Source organism: Citrobacter freundii complex sp. 2024EL-00216, assembly GCF_043945515.1.
Lineage (GTDB): Bacteria > Pseudomonadota > Gammaproteobacteria > Enterobacterales > Enterobacteriaceae > Citrobacter > Citrobacter portucalensis.
Window position 1 is genome coordinate 1 of the sequence record NZ_JBIMRA010000022.1, and the last position, 17372, is coordinate 17372.

The window sequence follows — 17372 nt, forward strand, 5'->3', positions numbered from 1 at the left end:
TGAGGCAGCACCTGGCACGGCTGGGACGGAAGTCGCTGTCGTTCTCAAAATCGGTGGAGCTGCATGACAAAGTCATCGGGCATTATCTGAACATAAAACACTATCAATAAGTTGGAGTCATTACCCGGGCTATGGTGAAAATGAAGCAGATAAGAATTTAATTCTTGAGTGTAATAGTAGCGATGATGTCAAAATAAAAGTTGATGGTAGTGCTTTTGATTATAATAGTGTTATTGAAAATAAAGGCACAGGTCCTACAGAGGTCGGTTTTAAATTATTTCACAAGAATGTTTTAATTACAAAAGATGGTCGGGATGAGTTTAAGCTTTCGGATCTTGAACGGTTGGGTGTATCAACTGAGGGTAATACTCAATACGGGCTTCGACTTTCGGCTCGTTATGCAAAGGCTATAGGTGCTGCAGGTGCTCCCGTTGGTACAGGTGAAATAAAAGCAAATGTAAAACTGATTGTTGTTCAGGAATAGTGTTATACCGGCAACCTTGGTTGCCGGTATAAAAAGGGAATAAAAATGAAAATATTAGGCGCGGTAATTACATTATCACTTATGACACCGGCTCAAGCAGGGATAGTGATTTATGGCACAAGAGTAATTTACCCTGCAGAAAAAAATGAAATAGTTATACAGTTGATGAACCAGGAAAAAAGCGCTTCTCTGATACAGGCCTGGATTGATGATGGTAATACAACACTGCCACCCGAGAAGATTCAGGTGCCTTTTTTGCTGACGCCTCCAGTAGCTAAGGTACCGGGAAATTCAGGGCAGCAGCTTAAAATTAAGAAAATGCCTAATATGCTACCAAATAATAAAGAGAGTCTGTTTTATCTCAATGTGTTGGATATCCCACCGAATAATCCGGCATATGATGGTAAAAATGTACTTAAATTTGCCATGCAGAACCGGATTAAGCTCTTTTATCGTCCTGCAGGTATTGCGCCAGTTAATAAAGAAATTTTTAAAAAATTATCGTTAAACCATAGTGGAGGAAGTTTTTCTATAAAAAATAGCAGTGCTAACTGGATAACGGTCACAGAAATTAAATCTGGCAGTATCAAGATAAATAATGACTCGGTGATGGTTGCGCCATTATCTAGCGAATCTTTTACGGTGAAAAATAGTAATGCCAGTCAGTATAAATTAACTATTATTGATGATCATGGTAATTATATAAGTGATAACGTCAGCCTGAGATAACGGGAGCTGATTATGTTAAGGATGACCCCACTTGCTTCTGCAATATTATTGTCTTTGTTGCCTTTTTTTGCCCTGTCGGCAGAAGAAACTTTTGATACACACTTTATGATGGGCGGGATGAAGGGCGAAAAAGTTTCTGCTTTACGCGTTGATGATAATCATCCTTTACCTGGTCAATATGACGTGGATATATACGTTAATAAACAGTGGCGCGGCAAATATGAGATTACAGTTAAAGATACGGCTGCTGAAACCTGCCTGCCTCGCGACACCATCACGCGTTTAGGGATTAATACCGATAAGCTTGATAAAACCAAAAACTGCCTTTCTCTTGAGCAAGCGGTGCAGGGCGGGAGCTATCGCTGGAACATAGGAAAATTTCAGTTAGATCTTAGCGTACCCCAGGCCTACATTGACGAGCTGGAAAATGGCTATGTGCCGCCGGAAAGCTGGGATCGCGGTATCAATGCCCTTTATACCTCCTATTATCTCAGCCAGTATAATAGCGACTATAAGAATTCTGGTAACAGCAAAAGTACCTATGCGCGCTTTACCAGTGGATTAAACCTGCTGGGCTGGCAGTTGCATTCCGATGCCAGCTACAACAAAACGGATGACAGCAGCGGGGAATGGAAAAGTAACACCCTTTATCTGGAGTATGGTATTCCACAAATTCTCGGCACGTTACGCGCCGGGGATATGTACACCTCATCTGATATTTTTGACTCAGTACGCTTTCGTGGGGTGCGTTTATACCGCGATATGCAGATGTTACCCAACTCAAAACAAAGCTTTACCCCGGTGGTACAGGGGATTGCGCAAAGCAATGCGCTGGTTACTATTGAGCAGAACGGTTTTGTGGTGTATCAGAAAGAAGTACCACCAGGCCCGTTTTCTATCGCGGATTTGCAGTTAGCAGGGGGAGGTGCAGATCTTGATGTTAGCATCAAAGAAGCTGATGGATCGGTCACCACCTATCTGGTGCCATATGCAGCGGTACCTAACATGTTGCAACCGGGCGTCTCAAAATATGATTTTGCCGCTGGACGTAGCCATATCGAAGGGGCGAGTAATCAGACCGACTTTGCGCAGATGAGCTATCAATATGGGTGGAGTAACCTATTAACGTTATATGGCGGTACGATGCTCGCTGATAACTATAATTCGTTCACGTTAGGAACTGGCTGGAATACCCGAATTGGCGCAATCTCCGTGGATGCGACGCGTTCACACAGTAAACAGGATAATGGCGATGTATTTGATGGGCAAAGCTATCAAATTGCCTATAACAAATATCTGACGCAGACGGCAACGCGTTTTGGTCTGGCAGCTTACCGTTATTCATCACGGGACTATCGCACCTTTAACGATCACGTCTGGGCGAATAATAAGAATAATTACCGCAATGATGACAATGATGTGTATGACATTTCGGATTACTACCAGTATGATTTTGGTCGCAAAAACAGTTTTTCCGCCAATGTGAGCCAAACTTTACCGGCGGGCTATGGTTCCTTATCACTAAGTATATTGTGGCGCGATTACTGGGAGCGTAGTGGCACGAGTAAAGATTATCAGTTGAGTTATACCAATAACTGGCAACGTATTAGCTATACCTTTTCGGCCAGCCAGACCTATGACGAGGATCATCGCGAGGATAAGCGTTTTAACCTTTTAATTTCTGTTCCGTTTGACTGGGGGGATGATATTACCTCAAGACGCCGCCAGGTATATTTATCTAACTCAACGACCTTTAATAACGATGGGTTTTCCTCAAACAATACCGGACTTTCCGGGACGATGGGCGATCGCGACCAGTTTAACTATGGCGTTAACCTGAGTCATCAGCGGCAGGACAGCGAAACGACGGCAGGTGCTAACTTAACCTGGAACGCACCGATTGCTAAACTAAGCGGTAGCTATAGCCAGTCTAATAAATACCGGCAGGCGGGTGGTAATATTTCGGGTGGGATAGTGGCCTGGTCCGGCGGGGTGAATCTTGCGAACCGCCTTTCCGATACTTTTGCAGTAATGCAGGCGCCGGGACTGGAAGGCGCCTACGTCAACGGGCAACGTTACCGCACCACTAACCACAGCGGTGTAGTGTTATATGATATGTTGACCCCGTACCGGGAAAATAGCCTGACGTTGGACGTTTCTAATACCGACAGTAAAACCGAGCTATTGGGTAACCGACACAGTGCCGCGCCTTATCGCGGCGCTGTGGTGCTGGTGAAATTCGATACCGACCAACGGCAGCCTTGGTTTATTCGCGCCCAGCGCCCGGATGGTTCGCCGTTAACTTTTGGTTATGAGGTGGAAGATAACCAAGGGAATAATATTGGTCTGGTCGGTCAGGGCAGCCAGCTCTTTATTCGTACCGACAGCGTGCCGCCGGAAATTAAAATCGCAGTAGATAAACAACAGGGACTTTCATGCTCAATCTCCTTCGGTAAAACGATTGATGAAAGTAAAGTTTATATTTGCCGGTAAGGAGGATGTATGAGATTTATATGTTTTTTATTTATTATGGTTGTGTCATTCCCAAGTTTTTCTATGTGTTATGATGACGATTTTTCTATTTTAGGTACTGCGACAAAAACTTCGAATGGGGTGGCCGTAGGTGAAGATGTAGAAATAAATTTAAATGAGTCGCAGTTAAATTTATTTCAGCAAACTATTGCTCAAAATTTTAATTTTACTGCTTCAAAAAAATTTCACTGTCAATTTTCGAATGCAAATAATAATAGTTACGAACTCACTGCTACACCTCTTTATAATCATATCATGTACTATCGGATAGAGTCAGAAGATATAAGTAGTTATATATATGTTGCCGTGAGAATTATAGTGCAAAATTCCCCTGTCTTTCCACTTTCTCGAATTGCGGGGACATGGAGTCAGTATGAGTATTTTAATTTCAATGGTGGTGAAATCAATTCGAAAGGAAGCTACAGGTTAGATTATAAATTAATCAATCAAGATCCGGGAGGCGCTACAGCAATAAAATTAAATAATTCAACGCTCCTTGATGATTATATTGTTTTTACGGAGGACCGTACTGATTCCAAGCATTATTTAGCACAAAAAATCAAAGTAAAGTTTAATTATACACCTACGACTTGTTCTTTTACTGATACTGCAGTTAGAGTTAATACTGTAAATTATAGTGATGTGAAGAATAATCTTTCATATGATGCTGATGCCGAAGTGAAAATTGATTGTGACCAAGCTGTGGCCTATGCCACAAGATCTGTTCATTACAGATTCGTTTCTGATAATGCTGTAGGTAATGTTTTGCCTAATGAATATACGAATAGTGATAGCGCGGGAAATATTGGCTTTGAGTTAATAAAAAATGGTTCTGTAGTTAATTTAAGCAATAATCGTTATGATCTGATAGCATGGGGAGATTTAAAAGAAAACGTGGCCAGAAATACGATTATACCGCTGAAATATAAATATACTCCTTATGGAGATAAGATATTTAAAGCCGGGCAGGTATTGAGCCGTGTAAAAATTGTTATCGATTATGATTAATAATGGTATGGTATTTTACGCACTCCCTCATCAGAGCGAGTGCGTATTTTTTCACCGGTGATAAAAAATCTCGCCGTCGTAGGCTTTAATGATCTTAGCATCGGCATCATTGACCAGTACATACGCGCCGCCCATGTAGGTCCAGTGGGTGCCTGCCGTCGGCGCGGGCAGGTTGCGCAGATTCCACTGTTTAATGGTGTATTCTTCGGTGAGATACAGTGGTGGAACCTTGTCACCGGGTTTGAAATGGGTGAAGTCAGCAATAAAGCTGCTCAGTTCATACTTATCGATACCGGTGGGGGCTGCTGTTGCAGCTGGTGCGGCCCAGACGACGCTGCTTGCAAGCAGAAGTGCACCCAGCAACATTTTATTCTTCATACCCATCCTCTCTACCTCTTCGGGTCATCAAAATCAGTCATGTATCATTCCTGGCATACCGGATGCCTGACAAGCACTATTTTGTGATCACTCCAGTCATTTCGTAAAAAGTGTAAATGAAAGTACAGAATTGCAGCAACCTTGACCAGTAGTTTCACTGCGGGAGTGGGGAGTGCGCCAATTTACATCGTTAAGCACAGGCAGTATCCTGTTACTGAAACCAGCGTATTACGTTTGTGTTTCAACGACTCGGGGTGCCCTTCTGGTGAAGGCTGAGAAATACCCGTACCACCTGATCTGGATAATGCCAGCGTAGGGAAGTCTGACACTGCTCGTGTCCCTTCTTCGCGCGGGCAGGAGCTGAACCATGCAGCCTGACCTGCACAGCCGCGCGCTCGCGGCTCACACTTTGCACCAATTTAGAGCCTTATCCCCGCTCACACACTGTATGACCAATGAGGTCGTGCAAAGCTTTACTGCCAATACGTTACTGGCGCTGGGCGCATCGCCTGCGATGGTGATCGAGCCTGAGGAAACCAGCCAATTCACCGCTATTGCCAGTGCATTGCTGGTTAATGTCGGCACCTTAACTCGGGAACGGGCCACGGCGATGCGTGCCGCAGTTAAGCAGGCTCATCATGCTAAAACCCCGTGGACGCTCGATCCCGTTGCCGTAGGCGCGCTTGCGTTTCGCCGCCGCTTCTGCCTGGAATTATTGTCACTACAGCCTGCCGCTATTCGTGGCAACGCTTCGGAAATACTTGCTCTGGCGGGTATGAACAGCGGGGGCCGCGGCGTCGACACGACTGATACGCCAGCCGCTGCGCTTTCCTCAGCGCAGGCGCTGGCTCGTCAGATTGGGACCATTGTCGTGGTTACCGGCGAAGTGGATTACGTCACCGATGGTCAGCGTACCGTTTGCGTGGACGGTGGTGACCCGTTGATGACTCGCGTGGTGGGCACCGGATGCGCGCTATCAGCGGTTGTTGCGGCCAGTTGCGCTTTACGTGGTGACCGACTTGATAACGTCGCCTCCGCCTGTAGCTGGATGAAACAGGCCGGGCAAATAGCCACACAACAATCAAACGGACCGGGCAGCTTTGTCCCGGCATTTCTCGACGCCCTCTATAATCTGAACGCCCAGGAGCAAGCATGAAACGGATTAACGCATTAACGATCGCCGGAACCGACCCAAGCGGTGGTGCGGGTATTCAGGCTGATTTAAAAACCTTCTCGGCGCTGGGCGCTTACGGCTGTTCCGTTATCACGGCGTTAGTGGCGCAAAATACGCGTGGGGTGCAGTCGGTGTATCGCATTGAACCTGATTTTGTCGCCGCGCAGTTGGATTCTGTGTTCAATGATGTGCGTATTGATACGACTAAAATCGGTATGTTGGCTGAGACGGACATTGTCGAAGCTGTTGCCGAACGTTTACGTCGCCATCGGGTACAAAATGTGGTGCTGGACACGGTGATGTTGGCGAAAAGCGGCGATCCGTTGCTGTCGCCCTCGGCGGTAGAAACGTTGCGTACCTGTTTGCTGCCGCAGGTTTCGATTATCACCCCTAATTTACCCGAAGCTGCTGCACTGCTCGGGGCATCGCATGCGCAAACTGAGCAGGAGATGTTAGAGCAGGGAAGGGCGCTACGGGCGCTGGGCTGCGAGGCAGTGTTGATGAAGGGCGGTCATCTGGATGATGCACAAAGCCCCGACTGGCTCTTTACGCGTGATGGTGAGCAGCGTTTTACCGCACCAAGGGTGATGACCAAAAATACCCATGGCACCGGTTGTACGCTATCGGCGGCGTTGGCAGCCCTGCGTCCGCGCCATAACAACTGGGCCGATACCGTACAGGAAGCCAAACTGTGGCTTTCAGCGGCGCTGGCACAGGCCGACACGCTAGAAGTTGGCGAGGGAATTGGTCCGGTGCATCATTTCCACGCGTGGTGGTAATGGGTATACTGGCTGCAGAAACGGCGGCCAGGAAAAAGATAAATGGAACAAGCGCATACCCAGCTTATCGCACAACTGAATGAACGTATTTCAGCGGCGGATAACACGCCGCTGTATATGAAATTTGCGCAGACGGTGAAGAATGCTGTGCGCAGTGGGATCCTGGAGCACGGCAATATCCTGCCCGGCGAGCGCGACCTCAGCCAGTTGACCGGCGTTTCTCGGATTACGGTACGCAAGGCGATGCAGGCTCTGGAAGAAGAAGGTGTAGTAACACGTGCCCGCGGTTACGGAACGCAAATTAACAATATCTTCGAGTATTCGCTTAAAGAAGCGCGCGGTTTTTCTCAGCAGGTGGTGTTGCGCGGTAAAAAACCGGATACGTTGTGGGTTAACAAAAGAATTGTGCCTTGCCCGGAAGAGGTGGCACAGCAGTTGGCTGTTGTCGCAGGGAGTGATGTCTTCCTGCTCAAACGCATTCGTTACGTTGACGAAGACGCAGTCTCTATTGAAGAGTCCTGGGTACCCGCACATCTAATTCATGACGTGGATGCCATCGGTGTTTCGCTGTATGACTATTTTCGTAGCCAGCATATTTTCCCGCAGCGCACGCGCTCACGTGTTAGCGCCAGAATGCCTGACGCAGAGTTCCAGGCGCACATTCAAATGGATAGCAAAGTGCCGGTACTGGTGATCAAGCAGGTAGCGCTTGACCAGCAGCAACGGCCTATTGAATACAGCATCAGTTACTGTCGTAGCGATCTATACGTTTTTGTGTGCGAGGAGTAGCTCCTCGCGTGACGGGGCGCAATCGCCGCCGCGATGTCCAACTACCCAGGACGCCACCGCGTTACCTAACAGCACTGAGTCGGCCAGCGTCCAGCCAGACGCCAGCCCAGCCAGCATGCCGCCAGCGTGGCTGTCACCTGCGCCGATAGTATCAACGACCGCCGTTGCAAATGCCGGTACGCAGCCGGATGTCTGTGCGCTGAAATACCATGCGCCGTCTTTATCGTGACGCACGACCACCGGTGCGGTGAAACGCTGCACCCATTCTGCGCCAAAACCTTCCACATCCTGACTTAATGCAAACCGCTCGGCAGCAATTTCCGCCTCTTGGCGATTGAGGGAAACCAGCGGACGACAGGCCATAATTCTTGCCAGTAAGGGCTCGGGAATGTCGCCGATGCGCGGGCCAAAATCGATAAATGGTGTCACCTCTTCCAGACCTTCCAGCCACTGCACCAGCAATTCACCGCACGGGGACGCTAGCTGATAACCCGAAAGATACACCAGGCTATGACGCGGGATATCCAGCTGTGCCAGCCAGGCGGCATTCCACTGATTCTCAACGCCGCTAAAAGACATAAAGGTACGCTCGCCATCCGGCTCCACCAGCGCCAGACACCAGCCGTTATCGCCTTCGGCATTGTCGATCCGGCTGTGCAGTCCCTCTTTTGTCATCCGGTTGCGGATAATGTCGGCCCACACTCCCTGACCCAGTGGTAGAGCATTGCAGGCATCGATACCTAAACGCTTAAGCGTGACGGCGATATTGAGTGCGCAGCCGCCAACGTTAACACCTTGCTGCTTGAGCTCGATGTCACAGCCGCGCCAGGGGAGGGCATATGCATCGGCAATGACATCAATCACCGCCGCACCCACCACCGTTACTGGCCGCTGTGTACGTAACTGCGAGAGAAGTTGTTGCAGATGCGTGTTGCTCATAGCGCCTCCCGCTGCTCGCGCAGTCGCATTAACCCGTTGGCGTAGTGGGTAAAGTCCAGCTGATTCACCGCGTCCAATTCCTGCTTCAATGCCGGGTTGATCGCGCTCACGCCGTGTAATGCACCACAAATGGCGGTTGCCATCGCCCCGATGGTGTCGGTATCGCCGCCAAGGTTAGCGCACAAAATGGCGCAGCGGTTAGGATCGGTCTGTGCCAGCTCAACCATGGCGATAGCGCAAGGAACGGACTCAATGGTGCTGGTTCCTGCCCCCACAACCTGATACAACTGCTCGCTGGCGGACTCGACGCCATCGGCGTTACGGACGATTTTCAGCGCCAGTTCAAGGCGTGCACAAAGCGATGCGCTAAAGGTGGTGATTCGTTTTTGCTGCGCATGCAGGGCAATGGCAGGTAGCGCGTCGACAATCTCTGACCATTTTCCTCCGTCGATGGCGCGCGATACCGCCCACGCGACGACAACGGCTCCCGCGATAGCCAGATCCGATTTATGCGTTGGGCTGGAGGCCAGTGCCACATCATCGATAAAGGCATCAAGATCGCGGGCGGGCAGCAGGCATCCCAGCGGGGAAACGCGCATTGCCGCGCCATTGGTCACGCCGTTGTTTTCCAGTTCGGCGACTGGTTTACCGTCACGAATAGCGTTCAACGCAATTTTTGAGGTCGGGCCGAGCACGTTTTTATTAAAAGCATCAAACTGCTCGGCCCAGGCCAGAATATTGCGACCAATAACGTCTGGCACAATTTCGCCGTCGCACTCAAGCAGGGCATCTGCCAGACACAGTGCCATGGACGTGTCATCAGTGAACTCCGCCTGGTTAAAATAGCAGGCGGCATTATTTTCCGCAGGGCCGGGCAAAAAACGGTCGATCCAACCGAAGTGTGCTTTAACCCGGGTTCTTGGCCACAGTTCCGACGGCATGCCCATCGCATCCCCTAACGCCTGCCCATAAAGAGCACCGAGAATACGTTCTGCTTTCATTTTACTTCCCCTTGTTTCAACGCTACATCGCGATCGTCCACCTTAATGGCGGTGATTTCTTTGTCTGATTCGCGAAAGAAAATCATAAACATCACGGCAATGACGGCAATCATGACCGCGCCAAATCCCCACATGCCAGCCCAGTTAAAGGTGAGACCATTAACCGGTTCCTGATAAGCAAACATTTTTTCCATCATCACGCCGCCCAGACGGTAACCGAGCAGGCTGCCGAACCCCTGACAGCAGAGGGTGATAAGCCCTTGAGCTGCGGTGCGCATGTGGACCGGCGCTTTTTTATCGACATAGATGTAAGCCGTGACGTAATAGAAGTCGTAACTGACGCCGTGCAGCAGAATGCCGAGAAACAGCAGGGCGTAAGTGAAATATTCTTCCGCACCGCCGTAAACGAAAAATCCGTAGCGGATCGCCGCAGTAATAAGACCAAGCAACAATACCTTTTTAATGCCAAAGCGTTTGGTGAAAAACGGTAGCGCCAGCATGAAGAAGATTTCAGAGAATTGGCCCAGTGTCATCCAGCCGGTGGCGTTTTTCATACCGACTTCTGTCAGGTAACCGTTGGCAAAGATGTAATAGAACGCCAGTGGCATCGCAAACAGGAAAGAGCAAAAGAAGAAGACGAGGAAGTTCTTATCGCGCAGCAGGATCAGCGCATCCAGACCCAGCATAACTTTGAAATCCATTTTGCCGGTACTTTTTGGCGGCGTATCCGGTAAAAAGAAGGCAAAAACGCCTAATAATGCGGAGCTTCCGGCAGTGATAAGCAGGGGAATATTGGTGGGTGAGATGTCGTTATAGCCAAGCATTTGCGGTAAGAAACCGCAGGCCAAACCGGAGGCAATCCAGCCAATGGTCCCCATCACGCGGATGCGCGGGAAATCACGTTCAACATCCGGTACGTTGGCAAAAGCAATACTGTTGGTCAGCGCAATCGTCGGCATATAGGTCAACGAATAGGCCAGTAACAGAGGGAAGAATCCGCTAAAGGTGGTTTGCTGGGCGGCGAAGTACATCAGAATAGCGCCGACGAACATCAACACCGCCAGCACTTTTTGCGCGGAGAAAAAGCGGTCAGTGATTGAACCGACCAGAATGGGCGACAGGATCGCCGCAATGGCTGTGCAGGCGTAGGACCAGCCGATCTCTCCGGCACTAAAGCCACTTTTACTCAGCCAAAGCCACAGCGGTACAAACCAGGCGCCCCAGATAAACCACTCTACAAACATCATGAACGACAGCTTAACTGTAGTTTTCATCTTTAAATCCTTCATGACAGGTAAGGTACGCGCTGATAGTACCATTCAATAATACCTTTAAAATACCTTTGAGATTAAACTTTGACCGTCTTAACATTATTTTTTCCTGAATCGAGCCAGCAGAAGTTGCTGAAAAGTGCGCTAAAGATGGAAAAAAAGCGCAGTCGGTACCAGGCTTAATGCTGCCCGCAAAAAGGCGGGTCAGGACAATCCATATTCCGGTTTTAAACCGGAACTTACGGGAGCATAGCTATGACTGATATTGCGCAGTTGCTTGGCAAAGATGCCGACAGCCTTTTACAGCATCGTTGTATGACCATTCCTTCTGACCAACTTTACCTGCCTGGACATGATTACGTCGATCGCGTAATGGTGGATAACAATCGTCCGCCTGCCGTGCTGCGTAATATGCAGACGCTGTATAACACGGGGCGACTTGCGGGGACAGGGTATCTGTCGATCCTACCGGTGGATCAGGGGGTAGAGCATTCTGCTGGGGCTTCGTTTGCCGCTAACCCGCTGTACTTTGATCCGAAGAATATTGTGGAGTTGGCTATCGAAGCAGGGTGCAACTGCGTGGCATCGACTTACGGTGTGCTGGCTTCTGTCTCCCGCCGCTACGCGCACCGTATCCCGTTCCTCGTTAAAATTAACCACAACGAAACGCTCAGCTATCCGAATACCTTTGACCAGACGCTGTATGCCAGCGTAGAGCAGGCGTTCAATATGGGTGCGGTTGCGGTAGGGGCAACCATCTATTTCGGTTCTGAGGAATCTCGCCGCCAGATTGAAGAGATTTCAGCAGCGTTTGAGCGCGCCCATGAGTTGGGTATGGTTACCGTGCTGTGGGCGTATCTGCGTAACTCCGCGTTTAAAAAAGATGGTGTGGATTACCATGTTTCCGCCGATCTTACCGGGCAGGCTAACCATCTGGCTGCCACTATCGGAGCGGATATCGTTAAGCAGAAAATGGCGGAAAATAACGGCGGGTATAAAGCTGTTAATTTTGGCTACACCGACGACCGCGTCTATACCAAGTTGACCAGCGAGAATCCAATTGACCTGGTGCGTTACCAACTGGCGAACTGTTATATGGGGCGCGCCGGGTTAATTAACTCTGGCGGTGCGGCTGGCGGCGAAACCGATCTGAGCGATGCGGTACGTACTGCGGTGATTAACAAACGTGCGGGCGGTATGGGGCTGATTCTTGGGCGCAAGGCATTCAAGAAAACCATGGCCGACGGCGTTAAGCTGATTAACGCCGTACAGGACGTTTATCTGGACAGCAAAGTCACTATTGCCTGATCCTTCGGATTGTCGTTGGGTTAGCGCAATAGCGGACAACCCGGCGGCAGTCGGCAACGTAACGCCGCGGGCAAGATTTCAATATGAAACTCTTGTCCGCTGAGCGGTTCGCCATCGAGATTAAAGGTAATTTCATGCGGGGCGCGGATATCAAACCACGATGATGCGCCCTCGATAATGTTAGGGTTGTCTTCGGATTGCGTTAACGCCGAAAGCAGTCCTGGCAGTAGTTCCTCGCCGGTAAAAATGCGCAGTTGCAGCAGGCCGTCGTTGATCAGCGCCGTCGGGCAAAGCTGTTGCCCACCACCGGCCTGGCGACCGTTACCGATACCAATCACCAGCGCCTTACCCTGCCAGTGAAAATCCTCCCCGCGAATGTCACAGATGTCGGGCTTGAGCGTATCCATGCGCATTAATCCGTGAATAAAATACGATACACCGCCCAGTGCGGCCTTGAGTTTTTCCGGCGTTTCGGTGGTGATGCGAGTGCCAAACCCGCCGGTCGCCATGTTGATAAAACAGGTTTTATCGTTGACCTGTACCATATCGATCGCAGTCGCATTTGCAGCGATAGCCAGCTTTAACGCCTTATCAAGGTCGTCGGGTATACCAACGCTGGTGGCAAAGTCATTCGCCGTTCCCAACGGTAAAATACCCAGCGCTGGAATATTGCCACCCTGCGACTGAATCAGCGCTGTCGAAACTTCGTTGATGGTGCCGTCACCGCCGCCGGCTATCACCGTAGCAACGCCTAGCTGACGAGCTTCATCAACGTAGCGTTGGGCATCGCCTTTTTCCCAGGTCACGCGAACATGGATTTCCACGCCTTCATCGCGAAGCTTCGCAATGGCATCACGCAGGGGGAGATTATCAGCACTTTTTCCATTGAGGATCAGTAAACTGGCAGGGAACGCTATCATCCGTTTGCCTCACTTTTTTTCGTTTTAACAAGTGTATGCCAGGAAAGCGTTTATGGCGTAAGAACTGACTGAAAGCGCAGGCGAAGAGATAAAAAAAGCCGCAGAGCGCGGCTTTTCAGATTGGGCAGACGTTACTGCGGGAACCACTGGTCGCTGATTTTCTGGTACGTGCCGTCAGCTTTGATTGCCGCCAGCGCGCTGTTCAGTTTTTCCAGCAGGGCTTTGTTATCCGGGCGAACCGCGATGCCAAGGCCAGTACCGAAGTATTGCGGATCGGTTACTTTGTCAGTGGCTACGCCTAACTGCGGGTTGGTTTTCAGCCATTCGTTAACCACAGCGGTATCGCCAAATACGCCATCAATACGGCCATTTTTCAGGTCGATAATCGCATTCTGATAGCTATCGTAGGCCACGGTTTTCACCTCAGGATGTTTGTCCTGCAGGTATTTCTGATGGGTGGTGCCGTTTTCCATACCGATGCGCTTACCTTTCAGGTCGGCAAAGGTTTTATAGGTGTCTTTTTTCGCAATCACCAGTGCGGAGTTGGCATAGTAAGGCTGAGTAAATGCAACCTGCTTGCTACGCTCAGGTGTGATATCCATTCCGGAAATTACCGCATCATATTTCTTGAATTTCAGCGCGGGGATCAGGCTGTCGAAAGCGTGATTGGTGAAAGTACATTCTGCCTGCATTTGTTTGCACAGCGCCGTTGCCAGGTCGATGTCAAAACCGACAATTTTATTGCTCGCGTCCAGTGATTCAAATGGCGGATACGTGGCTGATACACCGAAACTAATTTTATCAGCAGCTGAGGCGCCAGCGGCGAAAGTAGCAAGTAATGCAGCCAGTACTAACTTTTTCATGGTGGAACTCCCGTCTGTCAATCTTATGATTATTACCGTGTCTGCGGCGTGGAGTAACAATGCCATTTTATGAATTTATATGCAATAAAAATGATTAAGTATTTTTTACAGTATAAAAAAAGACGGACAATTTAGGTTGTTGTCCGTCTTTATTATTTTGCTTTATGCATATTTGCCGGATGGCGGTGCTAGCACCTTATCCGGCCTACAAAAGGTGCATGAACCGTAGGCCTGATAAGCGTAGCGCCATCAGGCATATGCTTAATTCCGGTGTTCAAACGCCAGCGCTTTACGCTCTATTAAGCGCATCATCAGCGTCAGCAAACCGTTGACGATCAGATAAATCACACCTGCCGCACCGAAGACCATAACGTCATAAGTACGACCGTACAGCAGCTGACTATAGCCCATGACTTCCATCAGCGTGATAGTGTAAGCCAGTGAGGTACTTTTAAATACCAGCACCACTTCGTTGGAATACGAGGAGAGGGCGCGTTTAAAGGCGTACGGCAACAGAATCGCCAGCGTATCCTTTTTGCTCATCCCTAACGCTCCGCAGGACTGCCACTGGCCTTCCGGGATTGCACGGATAGCGCCGTAGAACAGTTGCGTAGTGTAGGCCGCACTGTTTAACGACAGCGCAATTAAGGCGCATAACCAGGGTTCAGAGAGCAGATGCCACAGTACCGGATATTCTTGCAATGCCGGAAACTGTCCTGGTCCGTAGTAGATCAGGAAGATTTGCACCAGCAGCGGTGTACCGGTAAACAGCGTGATATAAGCGCGAACCAGCCACACCAGCACCGGCGTTTTCAGCGTCAGGATGACGGTGAAGATCAGCGCCAGCACCAGAGCAACCACGATGGAGGCGACCGTCAGCGTCAGGCTGGTATGCAGCCCTTTCAACAATTCAGGTAAATACTCAAGCATCAGCCTGGTCTCCGCTCAAAACGTGTCGCGCGCAGGTCAATGCGTTTGAGAATGTACTGACTCACCAGCGTAATCACCAGGTAAATAGCGGCCGCCACAATGTACCAGGTAAACGGCTCCTGGGTGCGGGTGGCAATACTCTTCGTTTGCAGCATCAGATCGTTCACGCTGATAAGGCTGACCAGCGCGGTATCTTTCAGCAATACCAGCCACTGGTTACCCAGTCCCGGTAAGGCATGACGCCACATCTGCGGCATCACCAGACGAAAGAAGATCGCGGCTTTAGACAAACCCAACGCCTGACCTGATTCCCATTGTCCGAGTGGCACGGCCTTCAGCGCGCCACGCAGCGTTTGCGACGCGTAAGCGGCGTACAATAATGACAGTGCAATGACACCGCACAGGAACGGGCTGACGTCGAAGTTTTCGATCTGCATCTGAACCGGGATTTGTACAAACCCGAGATTGATCGTAAAGCCATCGGCCAGCGTCAGCAGCAGTTGTGAGGAGCCGAAATAGATAAACAGAACCACCAGAATTTCTGGCAGACCGCGCAGGATGGTGACCAGGGCCGAGCCCGCCCATGCCACCGGGCGCCATTTTACTGACTCCCAGACGGCAAACAACATGGCGAGCGCAAGGCCAATGATCAGCGCACAAACGGCAAGGCCGACGGTCATCCCGGCGGCGCTTGCTAAAGGAAAAAATTCATTCATCAAATATTACTTCTGGAACCATTTGTTGTAGATGGTTTCGTAAGTCCCATCTTTCTTCACTTTTTCCAGCGCAGCGTTAAACTTCTGCTGCAGCTCGTTATTGCCCTGGCGTACCGCGATGCCCAGACCTGTACCGAAGTAATCTTTATCCGTCACTTTGTCACCAACCGCGGCAAGCTTAGGATTGTCTTTCAGCCACTCGGTTACTACTGCGGTATCACCAAAGACGCCGTCAATACGACCGTTTTGCAGATCGAGTTTGGCATTCTGGTAGCTGTCATACGGCACAGTGGTCACTTCCGGATGTTTATCCATGATGAATTTCTGGTGCGTGGTACCGTTTTGAACGCCGACTTTTTTACCTTTCAGCTGGTCGATGCTGGTGTATTTACCCTGCTGGCCCACAAACAGCGCAGAGTTGTCGTAGTAAGGGGTGGTGAACAGCACCTGTTTTTCACGCTCAGGGGTGATGTCCATACCGGCCATTACCGCGTCAAAACGACGGAACTTCAGGCTAGGAATCAGGCTGTCGAAGGCCTGATTGGTGAAGGTACAAGTAGCGTCAATCTCTTTACACAGCGCGTTTGCCAGATCAACGTCAAAACCTACGATCTTGTTATTCGCATCGATAGATTCAAACGGAGGATAAGACGCTTCGGTGGCGAAACGAATGGTTTGGGCTGCGGTAGCGGAAAGACTAAAACCTGCGATTAGCGCGGCAATCAGAACTTTTTTCATTGTATTGTCCCGAATCTTAGTGAGAAAGATAGTTTTTAAACGCTTCGGTTTGCGGGTTGGCAAAGCAGCTCGCATCCCCAAACTCGACGATATGACCGTTTTCCATATACACCACACGACTGGCCGTTTTACGTGCAACTTCCACTTCGTGGGTGACGATCACCTGAGTAATGTTGGTTTCCGCCAGTTCGCGAATGATACTGACGATTTGGGCGGTAATTTCCGGGTCAAGCGCGGCGGTCGGTTCATCAAACAGCAGCACCTGCGGCTCCATCATCAACGCGCGGGCAATGGCTACACGCTGTTGCTGGCCACCGGAAAGATGTAATGGGTAACGATCGCTGTAAGGCTTGAGGCGCAGACGTTCCAGCAGTTTCTCGGCGCGCGCCATCGCTTGCTCTTTTGTCAGACCCAGTACGCGGCAGGGTGCTTCAATCAGGTTCTGCACAACCGTGAGATGCGGCCAGAGATTATATTGTTGAAAGACCATGCCTACGTTCTGACGCAGATCCCGAATGGCTTTATCTGACGGGGTCTTCGTGAAGTCGAAACGGTTGCCTGCAATAGAGAGCGTGCCCGAGCGCGGCATCTCAAGCAGGTTGAGTACGCGCAGCAGCGAGCTTTTCCCGGCTCCACTTGGGCCAAGTAACACCAGTGTTTCACCCTGAGGGCAATCCAGCGTGATATCGAACAGCGCCTGATGTGCGCCGTAGAAGCAGTTAATGCCGTTTAATTGAATACTCATTGACACTCGATACTGGCAGTCTGATAGCTATTGAAGCCGCAGATACTACCTTTGACAGAATAGTTATG

General features: G+C 49.9%; 18 protein-coding genes and 1 riboswitch. Of the genes, 8 read left to right on the forward strand and 10 right to left on the reverse strand.

Going from position 1 to position 17372, the window contains the following annotated elements:
• The 4 genes from ACHHZ7_RS20765 to ACHHZ7_RS20780 form a co-directional block, all read left to right on the forward strand.
• The coding region (locus ACHHZ7_RS20765) for an IS1 family transposase (RefSeq protein ID WP_019725171.1) at positions 1–110 on the forward strand (110 nt) is incomplete at its 5' end.
• 419 nt (positions 111–529) lie between these two features.
• Entirely contained in the window at positions 530–1213 is a 684-nt protein-coding gene (locus ACHHZ7_RS20770) for a fimbria/pilus periplasmic chaperone (protein WP_060683549.1), read from the forward strand.
• A gap of 12 nt (positions 1214–1225) precedes the next feature.
• The gene (locus ACHHZ7_RS20775) at positions 1226–3706 is read left to right on the forward strand and encodes a fimbrial biogenesis outer membrane usher protein (RefSeq protein WP_060683550.1); all 2481 of its coding nucleotides are present in this window, start codon (positions 1226–1228) and stop codon (positions 3704–3706) included.
• Between the two features lie 9 nt (positions 3707–3715).
• Positions 3716–4753 carry a hypothetical protein gene (locus ACHHZ7_RS20780; RefSeq protein WP_060683551.1) on the forward strand — a complete coding sequence of 346 codons (1038 nt, stop codon included), beginning with the start codon at positions 3716–3718 and terminating at the stop codon, positions 4751–4753.
• Between the two features lie 51 nt (positions 4754–4804).
• On the opposite strand, the gene ACHHZ7_RS20785 is transcribed toward ACHHZ7_RS20780, so the two are convergent.
• Positions 4805–5137, reverse strand: coding sequence for an RcnB family protein (locus ACHHZ7_RS20785; protein WP_003834436.1), 333 nt, complete (start codon positions 5135–5137; stop codon positions 4805–4807).
• Positions 5138–5371: 234 nt separating this feature from the next.
• A riboswitch (TPP riboswitch) is annotated at positions 5372–5467 on the forward strand.
• 31 nt (positions 5468–5498) lie between these two features.
• Here ACHHZ7_RS20785 and thiM point away from each other — a divergent pair.
• From thiM to ACHHZ7_RS20800, 3 genes are read left to right on the forward strand one after another with little or no spacing between them, the layout of a single operon-like run.
• Entirely contained in the window at positions 5499–6287 is a 789-nt protein-coding gene (gene thiM, locus ACHHZ7_RS20790) for a hydroxyethylthiazole kinase (protein ID WP_060683552.1), read from the forward strand.
• Positions 6284–7084 carry a bifunctional hydroxymethylpyrimidine kinase/phosphomethylpyrimidine kinase gene (thiD, locus tag ACHHZ7_RS20795; protein ID WP_060683553.1) on the forward strand — a complete coding sequence of 267 codons (801 nt, stop codon included), beginning with the start codon at positions 6284–6286 and terminating at the stop codon, positions 7082–7084. The genes thiM and thiD overlap by 4 nt, the downstream gene beginning before the upstream one ends.
• A 42-nt stretch (positions 7085–7126) precedes the next feature.
• The gene (locus tag ACHHZ7_RS20800) at positions 7127–7873 is read left to right on the forward strand and encodes a GntR family transcriptional regulator (RefSeq protein WP_008785236.1); all 747 of its coding nucleotides are present in this window, start codon (positions 7127–7129) and stop codon (positions 7871–7873) included.
• Here the strand turns inward: ACHHZ7_RS20800 and ACHHZ7_RS20805 are convergent.
• Genes ACHHZ7_RS20805 through ACHHZ7_RS20815 form a run of 3 tightly spaced genes read right to left on the reverse strand, consistent with a single transcriptional unit; the run spans position 7847 to position 11087 of the window.
• Entirely contained in the window at positions 7847–8812 is a 966-nt protein-coding gene (locus ACHHZ7_RS20805; protein ID WP_060683554.1) for a PfkB family carbohydrate kinase, read from the reverse strand. The genes ACHHZ7_RS20800 and ACHHZ7_RS20805 overlap by 27 nt on opposite strands.
• A complete protein-coding gene (locus tag ACHHZ7_RS20810) occupies positions 8809–9813 on the reverse strand; it encodes an ADP-ribosylglycohydrolase family protein (RefSeq protein ID WP_060683555.1) in 1005 nt (334 codons plus the stop codon). The genes ACHHZ7_RS20805 and ACHHZ7_RS20810 overlap by 4 nt, the downstream gene beginning before the upstream one ends.
• Positions 9810–11087: a nucleoside permease gene (locus tag ACHHZ7_RS20815; RefSeq protein WP_008785233.1), complete on the reverse strand. Its 1278-nt coding sequence runs from the start codon at positions 11085–11087 to the stop codon at positions 9810–9812. Before ACHHZ7_RS20815 ends, ACHHZ7_RS20810 begins: the two co-directional genes overlap by 4 nt.
• A gap of 252 nt (positions 11088–11339) precedes the next feature.
• On the opposite strand from ACHHZ7_RS20815, the gene fbaB reads away from it, so the two are divergent.
• Positions 11340–12392, forward strand: coding sequence for a class I fructose-bisphosphate aldolase (fbaB, locus tag ACHHZ7_RS20820; RefSeq protein WP_060683556.1), 1053 nt, complete (start codon positions 11340–11342; stop codon positions 12390–12392).
• 20 nt (positions 12393–12412) lie between these two features.
• Here the strand turns inward: fbaB and yegS are convergent, their stop codons facing one another.
• From yegS to artP, 6 genes are all read right to left on the reverse strand, one after another.
• Complete coding sequence (gene yegS / locus ACHHZ7_RS20825; RefSeq protein ID WP_060683557.1) at positions 12413–13312, reverse strand: lipid kinase YegS; 900 nt, start codon at positions 13310–13312, stop codon at positions 12413–12415.
• Between the two features lie 131 nt (positions 13313–13443).
• On the reverse strand, positions 13444–14175 hold the full coding sequence (artJ, locus tag ACHHZ7_RS20830; RefSeq protein ID WP_003027308.1) for an arginine ABC transporter substrate-binding protein ArtJ: 732 nt from the start codon (positions 14173–14175) through the stop codon (positions 13444–13446).
• A gap of 261 nt (positions 14176–14436) precedes the next feature.
• Positions 14437–15105, reverse strand: a complete 669-nt coding sequence (gene artM, locus ACHHZ7_RS20835; protein ID WP_003840185.1) for an arginine ABC transporter permease ArtM — start codon at positions 15103–15105, stop codon at positions 14437–14439.
• Positions 15105–15821, reverse strand: a complete 717-nt coding sequence (gene artQ, locus ACHHZ7_RS20840; protein WP_043016913.1) for an arginine ABC transporter permease ArtQ — start codon at positions 15819–15821, stop codon at positions 15105–15107. Before artQ ends, artM begins: the two co-directional genes overlap by 1 nt.
• 6 nt (positions 15822–15827) lie before the next feature.
• Positions 15828–16559, reverse strand: a complete 732-nt coding sequence (gene artI, locus ACHHZ7_RS20845) for an arginine ABC transporter substrate-binding protein ArtI (RefSeq protein ID WP_060683558.1) — start codon at positions 16557–16559, stop codon at positions 15828–15830.
• Between the two features lie 16 nt (positions 16560–16575).
• Entirely contained in the window at positions 16576–17304 is a 729-nt protein-coding gene (artP, locus tag ACHHZ7_RS20850) for an arginine ABC transporter ATP-binding protein ArtP (protein ID WP_003027295.1), read from the reverse strand.
• Between the last annotated feature and the right edge of the window lie 68 nt (positions 17305–17372).

Excerpts from the sequence above, each read along its gene's own strand:
- artJ (WP_003027308.1), bottom strand. The coding sequence starts at position 14,175 with ATGAAAAAGTTAGTACTGGCTGCATTACTTGCTACTTTCGCCGCTGGC.
- ACHHZ7_RS20815 (WP_008785233.1), bottom strand. The coding sequence starts at position 11,087 with ATGAAAACTACAGTTAAGCTGTCGTTCATGATGTTTGTAGAGTGGTTT.
- thiD (WP_060683553.1), top strand. The coding sequence starts at position 6,284 with ATGAAACGGATTAACGCATTAACGATCGCCGGAACCGACCCAAGCGGT.
- ACHHZ7_RS20770 (WP_060683549.1), top strand. The coding sequence starts at position 530 with ATGAAAATATTAGGCGCGGTAATTACATTATCACTTATGACACCGGCT.
- ACHHZ7_RS20775 (WP_060683550.1), top strand. The coding sequence starts at position 1,226 with ATGTTAAGGATGACCCCACTTGCTTCTGCAATATTATTGTCTTTGTTG.
- ACHHZ7_RS20805 (WP_060683554.1), bottom strand. The coding sequence starts at position 8,812 with ATGAGCAACACGCATCTGCAACAACTTCTCTCGCAGTTACGTACACAG.
- ACHHZ7_RS20800 (WP_008785236.1), top strand. The coding sequence starts at position 7,127 with ATGGAACAAGCGCATACCCAGCTTATCGCACAACTGAATGAACGTATT.
- ACHHZ7_RS20810 (WP_060683555.1), bottom strand. The coding sequence starts at position 9,813 with ATGAAAGCAGAACGTATTCTCGGTGCTCTTTATGGGCAGGCGTTAGGG.
- artI (WP_060683558.1), bottom strand. The coding sequence starts at position 16,559 with ATGAAAAAAGTTCTGATTGCCGCGCTAATCGCAGGTTTTAGTCTTTCC.
- artM (WP_003840185.1), bottom strand. The coding sequence starts at position 15,105 with ATGCTTGAGTATTTACCTGAATTGTTGAAAGGGCTGCATACCAGCCTG.
- artP (WP_003027295.1), bottom strand. The coding sequence starts at position 17,304 with ATGAGTATTCAATTAAACGGCATTAACTGCTTCTACGGCGCACATCAG.
- artQ (WP_043016913.1), bottom strand. The coding sequence starts at position 15,821 with ATGAATGAATTTTTTCCTTTAGCAAGCGCCGCCGGGATGACCGTCGGC.
- ACHHZ7_RS20785 (WP_003834436.1), bottom strand. The coding sequence starts at position 5,137 with ATGGGTATGAAGAATAAAATGTTGCTGGGTGCACTTCTGCTTGCAAGC.
- thiM (WP_060683552.1), top strand. The coding sequence starts at position 5,499 with ATGCAGCCTGACCTGCACAGCCGCGCGCTCGCGGCTCACACTTTGCAC.
- fbaB (WP_060683556.1), top strand. The coding sequence starts at position 11,340 with ATGACTGATATTGCGCAGTTGCTTGGCAAAGATGCCGACAGCCTTTTA.
- yegS (WP_060683557.1), bottom strand. The coding sequence starts at position 13,312 with ATGATAGCGTTCCCTGCCAGTTTACTGATCCTCAATGGAAAAAGTGCT.
- ACHHZ7_RS20780 (WP_060683551.1), top strand. The coding sequence starts at position 3,716 with ATGAGATTTATATGTTTTTTATTTATTATGGTTGTGTCATTCCCAAGT.